Raw genomic sequence first — 7,065 nt, 5'->3', positions numbered from 1 at the left:
TTGCAGAAGATGGCTCTTCTAACGGCGCTCCCAAGATCGCGCACAGACAATCTAAAGGGCCGCGGCGCTACGCTTACGATGAACTCGAAAAGCCGGCGTGTGCGTTAGCGATCGATACCTCGGCAATTAGACCATTCCTCCCGATGACGTCTGGGAGGTCGACACGTGGGTCTGGTCGAAGGCGACGCTCCGCAAATTAATCGGCATGCAAATCGGAAACCTGGCGAGAGCCTACGATATACGGCGGTTCTGAAACGCACCACGCCAACGGCGGCGTGACTGCTTCTCGCCAGTTAATTTTGCGCTTTTCGTTGGAGCAATTGTTGACCTTCATTGACGGCGTCCATAACGCCGCCGCCGACCATCATATCGAGCATCAACATGAGATCGGATAAATCGGCATACTGAATAAAGGGCGGACCCGTCCGGCGGGTAACGACAGGGCTTTCCGGCCTATGCCGGTTTTTCGCCCATTGTTCCGTGAATGCGCTGCTTAGGTTTGCGACGCCGGATACCGGGGTAATTCTCACAAAGTCGAAGCCCTTATATGCCGCCGTGTCCCTGTTCATGGCATGGCTTAGTATAAGGCCATCGATATTCTCACCCGGAAACGCCCTCTTGTATGCCGGGCGATAGGCCTTGTACGCGATGTGAACCCATACCTGCCGCGGGGCGTGGAGAATGCCAACGTTGGGATGATCGCTGATCGGAAGAAGAGGATCAATATCGGCCGGCTCGGGTACGGTGACGAGGAGGGCGCTTCTCAAACCCGGGCCTGATACAACCCGCTCCACAGCTCCAACGTAATTGCGGATGGCATCCTCATCGAGGGCCGCGATCGGAACGTGAAGACATTCGGGCAAAGCCCATCGGGTGAGGGCTATGTCTTTCGCGATGTCGTCGATGAGCAATGCCACAGGTGCCCCGTTCGAAGCAGTATACCGCCACTCTTCTCGCGGCTGAACGGGTTCTGATCGTGAAATGCCTCGTACCTGGAGGCGAGCTTAGCCTTGGGATCCGACAATCTTGTTGCCGGACAGCACGAACGTCTTGGAGTTGACGTCACTGTCTAGAGAACCCTTCTTTTTGGCCCGCACGAGGGTCGAATGTTCCAAGCTTTGTCCGCTCGAGGTGTCGCTATCCGAAGCATACTTCTTGGCGACCTTGACGAATTCCTCCGCCACGCGGTCTGCCTTCTGAGCCGGCTTAGCGACTGAATCGACGCCCTTTGACGGAGAATCGACGGGTTCCCAATCGTCCATAGAGCCGCTGAAAATATCAGATTTTCCGGCCATTTTGCGACCTCCGATCCACTGGATCAAGTTGCCATTATATAGTGTTTCACCAGCCTAGTCCAAGGCAGGTAAATTGTCTGAGAATCTTGTTTTCGATCGCAAGTTCTTCGATTTTCGTGCGGCCATGGGGCATGCCGCGAATATAGTCTATTTTTGCCTGGAACAGGGCCTCCGCCGGCCGCTTTCCGAGGGATATCTGCCTCCAGAACGCCGAATGCATCGGAGCTCCAAAATAGTCCAGATTCCCCTCGACAGGGGAATAATGCGCCCCCGTGCAGCCCACAAACGCCGAGGCTCCTCCAGCAAGGAATGAAAGTGCGATCGATTGAGCCGGCGTGACGACCTGGAGCGGATCGCCAGCGCGGTACACGGACGCCCGCGTACGAACGGTCAATGCACCCCAACAGCAACCGGCGAAAATGACGGCTCCGCAAGGGTCAGGAACGTTGCCGACCGTCATCGCCTCAAGCATACCCCCTTGAGTCTCGCCCCAAAACCGAGAGGCGTCGGTATCCGACCCGTGGAGCATCAGGTAAATGAGCTTCGCCGAAAGGCTACCCGACACGATGGCCTCCGAGTGAACCTCCCGCGAGGTTAGCATCGTTTCCGGACCAGGAAGTCCGGTGTACACGTTATCGGCGAAGGGCCGCACGAAATTGCGGAGTCCGAACCGGCTCAAGGACGGCGAAACGCCCCCATTGCCCGTCAATGCCACGTCGACGATCCTTGCCGTGTGTCCGTCCGGAATTCGGGAAACGGGAACGTCGGCCAGACGGTCTCCATCAAGATCGCCATAAATCTGGTCGCTCCAGACAATGAAGTTGTCCGGATCGTTCTGGGCGCTTGGTCCGATGCTGTTGCGCAGACTAGGAGGAAGCGTATCGAACCGCTCGGAGGGAACGACATCATAGCCGCCCACAATCACGACGCCTTTGACCGGCACGTTTTGCGCAGCGCGACGGATCGCGTCGAGCGGGGCAGCCAGCCCGTCGAGATCAACGATGGTTTGGCGGGACGAGGTGATCGTCGCGATCGCACCCGTCGCCTCCGATTTTCCAATGTTATCGGCGAGGCGCCTGGAATTCGTGACAAACAGAAGCGCTGGAAGATCCCTACCCCCGGCTAGTTGTTTTTTTTTAACATCGCTCACGGGTTTTGGCGGCTCCGCAATGTCGGGTTCGCCCGGCTCGATCTCGATCGTAATGGTGACTTTCGTCTTCTGATGGGGGATTTTGGCGGTAACCTCCACCTCACCGGAGGTCGTCGTCCTGACCACGGATACCGGGCCGGGAGGACGACGGGGCGCTTCCGAAACTGCAGGAACAGGTGGTGAGGGCACCTCGGACGATCCCTCCTCCTCCGGCATGACATCCTTGGCGTTCGGCGACGAATCGTTCAGCTCTCCGTCGTCCACGCCGATTTTCAGCTTCGAGCCGGCGAATGACACTGTTATGAGCCCGTTCCGGTCGGTCCGCGCCCAATGATAAGCGTCGGCAATACTCTCGAGAAACTTGAGGACGCCCGGATCTGGATGCTTGGGATCTCCCCTGCCAGTCGAAATTCCGAATGCCTGAGCATCCTTGAACGCTGTCAGCACATTCTCGTCAAACCCATTGTAGGACGCATGGTGCGGAAGCTTGACGAACTGATACGGGCCGGCAGCCTTGATCGTCTCCAACAGCGCCGTCATCGAATCGTCGAGGCCTGATACCTCGGGCACGGCCAATTGCATATCGCCGGTGAGCAGCACTTTCTGATTGTCCGTCCCAAGCGTCAGTACGATGCTCTGGTCGTTCAAGGCAGCACCGGGACCCACCCTATCGAGGTATTGCCGTAGGTCGTCGGTCAAACCTACGGTGGGAGGCGCGGAGTTGGACAGAAGCGCACGATAGATCGCAACCGCGTCCACACCCGCGTCGGTGGCGCGGATACCGTCCGCGGCCTTGCGCACTTTCTTCTTGAGTCCGGCGAGCTCGTCGCGGCATACGGTGAGGTGCTCATTCGTCGGCCCCAGGACTGAGAGGCCGAAATCGGAGAACGCCTTTTCGATCTGTTTCACTTTCGCAGACGGACCCGTGTACCGAACGATCTTGGTACCGTCGGTCTTAAGCTTGGACAACATGGCGGAATAGTTGCCGGAGAGTTTGACGGCATCAGTCAGGAATTGGTCCAGTGCGGGGCCGTCGAGGTCGGGCTGCGGCTCTTCGCACATCGCGGCCACAACCTTTGCCGTCTCTGCGTCCAGCGAGGCGTCCTCGCCATCTGTCGGAAATCCCATTTTCTCGTCGGCGACCAGGGCCCATTCGAACTCGACCGTTCCGTCCTGCACCATCTTCGGGAGGCAGCCGATGTGGTCCGAGTGGCAGTGCGTGACCACGAGTAGATCAATCTTGAAGGGCGGTTTCCCCAATACCTTTGCTATCTGTTGAGGGATGGACGGTGTTGTGTCGCTTGGTTGCCAATCCCCCGGATGGGCACCGTCGATCAAGATCCGTCGATCACCCTCGACCGCAAGAATGCAGTCACCATAGATCTTCGAACCCATGTCAAAGAGATACAATTTCATTGGCTGGCCCCAGCAAAAAAATAATGTCTGCAAAAACGACGGTTCGAAAAGCCGCTGAGTTGTATCCTATTACAACTACTACTGATCTCCAAGGGATATTAAAACTGTCATGTGCAAGCGGCCTGCGATGCGCCGGTCGGGACCATAAAATTCGCTTGGGTAGAGAATGGTCGAAGGCTCTCAGGAATCAGCGCAGGGGGACCACTTGCAAGGCTCACCGAATACCGGCCAAGGACCTGTATCGTTGCTCTTCAAACCAGTCCCGCATTCCCTTCCCCCACAGTCCAAAGGAACCGGGCGTGGTGTCTGCGATGGCGAGGCGCCAGGATCGTTGTTCGTCTGGCAGCGCAGCAAGGTGCGCCTGGAAGCCTGATTTGAGGCGAACTTGCTGCTGGATGGTCGCAAAGCCTTCGACAGGAAACAGCCCAACCGATTTCGGGAGCTCCGCGACGATCGCTTCGGCGTCGGCGTTGTAAGAGACGCAGTCCGCGGCTTCGCTACGAATGTCGCCGTCCGGATCCGTGAGAACGGTGATTGCCGTTCGAACCGGCGCCTGCATGGCCAACACGCATGCTGCGGCACGGCGTTCTTCGCGCGTGCCCCGTAACATCAGCTCGAGCCGTGATCGGGTGAGTGGCAGCAGTTCAATCCGGCCGAGCAGGCTCGTGTAGAAAGCGTCGTTATGGCCGATACGTGCGCTGAGTTCGTCGGCAAGTCTCGTCGTCTCCGCCAAGCGAACATGGTCCGCATAGGCCTTTCGAAGCTCGATGGAGTTGGCGTCCAGCAAGGACGTGAACAGACCCTTCCGGTCTCCCCAGATGGTCAGCAGCTCCAGCATGGCCACCCGAAGCGAGGAGTCCGACGATAGTTCGATCGCCCCCCTTACACGCTCCACATCCTGATCTATCGATCGTGCGATCAAGGGAACCAATTCGGCAAACAGTGCGACGCCACCCGACGGAGCAAACAAACCGTCGACATCCTGGGGCGCGCGACCTTGCTGCTCCACAGTGAGGCGGATCAGTCCAGGAATATTATTCCAACGGACTTGAAGCCGCGCTCCGGGGCAGTGACGCGCTATCGCCAACGCCGCCGGCAAGACCTCGGACGCTTGCTTCGAACGAAGCACGTCGCTCCAGGACGGATCACATGGAAATGTGGGAAGATGTGCCTGAAGCAGCAGGCGTCGCCACAGTTCGACCTTCGGATTCGAAGCAGCGGGGGTTTCCGACAACCCCGCCCAGACGGCATAACCCGCTATCGAAGCTGCGTCTCGGTACTGAATTCTCGTAATCAGGCTAAGAAGAAAGCGATCGTCGAGGCGGCATCCAACGCGAACGGCTGTGTCGACGACCAACGTCGGAGATGGTCGGGTGCCGGGGACATCGGCTACTCGGCGGAGATAGCGCTCGATATCCGGCGTGCAGGTGCCTTGCAGGCGACGGAGGATGCCCGAATGGTCGAGGCCAGTCCCTCCGCCTGATAGATCCGTCAAGGCCCGGTCCACAGCACGCCGGGGATCAAGGCGGAACAATCCGCGCACTGCGGCCAGCCTGATCTCGGCTCTTTGATCAAGCGTCCAACGTACCAGGAGCGGTACCTGCTCGGCCTCCGCGATTTCGGTCAGAAGCAACCGGGCACCGAGCTGCGTTTCGAACGGTACGTCCGGGCGCGCCAGCAAGTCTTGTGTCAGTTTGGAGGCAGATTCGATATCTCCGGCGGCGACACGCTGCGAGGCTGCGACGAGAGGATCCAGTCGCTCGGCTACCAGCGGTGCCACCGGTTTTCCAATCGGAGCCACGAGTGGAAGTTGCCGGTTGGCTCCCGGGGCGAGCCGTTCGGAGCCGTATGCGTAGGTCCAAATATGCTGGGGGTATCCGGGAAGGGAATAGTGCGGATGACCGCGATAGGCGACCAGACGTCCTCCTTCTTCGTCAACGTACTCGGTCGCATCGATGATGCCATACCATGACACCAAGCAGAAGAAGATCAGCGCCAACACCGTCAAAAGACTTCTGGCGACTTTTCTTCTCAGTTGGCGTGGCGAGTATCGCGCCGTGGCGAAACGCACGGACTCCAGAGTCTGGCCGCGCATCACGAAGACCAATGGATCACTGGTGTAGGTGCCGGCGAAGACCATGTCTTGTGGCGGAAGGTTGGCTTCCGCGCGTTTTTCCGCGATGCCGGCATTCAGCCCTTCGATGAGATCGGAGAAATAGATGGCGCCGTCGCCGCGACCGACCACGCGACGTCCGTCCAGAATTTCGACAAGCGACGTTGAGAAGTGGGTTCCAAACCCGTCGGCCGTTTCCCAGGAACGCTGACCGGCGCGTGCGGAAGCCAACAGCAGGCGGAATTCCCCCGATCGGAGCGAACGGAATGCCGCAGGTGCATGCTCGGCAGCCGCGGCGCTGAAACAGCAATCAAGAAGCAGGAGAATGCCCCGGCACTGTGCCGCCTCGATCAGCTCTCCGATATCGCCTCCCGAGACCGCGGAACCGGCTAGATCGCCTTCCTTCGTATCGGCCGTGCACAGGTAGAAATTATCGGCAGCCGCGATGCCATGACCGGCAAAATAGATGACAATCGTATCGTCTGCCGAGGAAGCCTCGAACAGCGATCGCAGATGGCTCAGCACCGCCGACCGAGTACAGGTCGGACCGATCAACGCGGGTCCGGCTCTGTCCAGCGGAACGCCGCACCCGTCGTCGCGTCGTAGCGCCTCGATCAGGGCTCCCGCTTCCCGCTCCGGCGTCGGCAACGGCGGCAACCAATTGTCAGCAACGCGGCCCACCCCGATCGCTACGGCGCGAACCGTACTGCCAAAGCTTGCGGCTGTTTTTCTTGCTAGAACCAAGGCGTGAGAAAGCCTCGACGAGCGGGCGTGAGCGGAGCGTCTTGACCCGGCACCTGTCCTCGGGCGATGGGGGGCGCGCCCCCACCGCCTACTGCGCTGGTGGCACCGGCGGCGGAACAATAGACAAGAAATCCGTTGATTACGCCGACGAGATACGGCATCGGACCGGCGCCGCCGCTCGCAACCACGCCGGCAAGGACGATGATCTGGGCGACCAGCAACCCAAGCCATTTAGGGTTGAAGTTGAAAGCCGTCTGAAGGCCGTTGCAGATGACGAAAGTCGCGCCCGTCGCTCCGCTCAAGGTCAACATGCTTTGAACGGTGAAAAATTCGTTAGGCATTTGCAC

5 protein-coding genes are annotated in these 7,065 nt (G+C 59.1%); all 5 read right to left on the bottom strand.

What is annotated here, in order from left to right; genetic code table 11:
• Nucleotides 1-293: 293 nt before the first annotated feature.
• The 5 genes from AC0L3J_RS27745 to AC0L3J_RS27725 all read right to left on the bottom strand — a co-directional run bounded on the left by AC0L3J_RS27745 (nt 294) and on the right by AC0L3J_RS27725 (nt 7,065).
• Entirely contained in the window at nt 294-917 is a 624-nt protein-coding gene (locus tag AC0L3J_RS27745; protein ID WP_473349022.1) for a hypothetical protein, read from the bottom strand.
• 87 nt (nt 918-1,004) lie between these two features.
• On the bottom strand, nt 1,005-1,295 hold the full coding sequence (locus tag AC0L3J_RS27740) for a hypothetical protein (protein WP_473349021.1): 291 nt from the start codon (nt 1,293-1,295) through the stop codon (nt 1,005-1,007).
• Between the two features lie 46 nt (nt 1,296-1,341).
• Nucleotides 1,342-3,861, bottom strand: coding sequence for an MBL fold metallo-hydrolase (locus AC0L3J_RS27735; RefSeq protein WP_473349019.1), 2,520 nt, complete (start codon nt 3,859-3,861; stop codon nt 1,342-1,344).
• A gap of 214 nt (nt 3,862-4,075) precedes the next feature.
• Nucleotides 4,076-6,718 (bottom strand): caspase family protein, encoded by a 2,643-nt coding sequence (locus AC0L3J_RS27730; protein WP_473349018.1) that lies wholly within the window; start codon nt 6,716-6,718, stop codon nt 4,076-4,078.
• Nucleotides 6,709-7,065, bottom strand: a complete 357-nt coding sequence (locus tag AC0L3J_RS27725; RefSeq protein WP_473349016.1) for a hypothetical protein — start codon at nt 7,063-7,065, stop codon at nt 6,709-6,711. The genes AC0L3J_RS27730 and AC0L3J_RS27725 overlap by 10 nt, the downstream gene beginning before the upstream one ends.

The organism is Bradyrhizobium sp. Kon37 (assembly GCF_055807535.1).
This window is presented reverse-complemented; position numbering and strand designations above follow the sequence as displayed.

Bases quoted from the DNA above. Each gene is read 5' to 3' on its own strand.
- AC0L3J_RS27740 (WP_473349021.1), bottom strand. From the start codon at position 1,295: ATGGCCGGAAAATCTGATATTTTCAGCGGCTCTATGGACGATTGGGAA.
- AC0L3J_RS27735 (WP_473349019.1), bottom strand. From the start codon at position 3,861: ATGAAATTGTATCTCTTTGACATGGGTTCGAAGATCTATGGTGACTGC.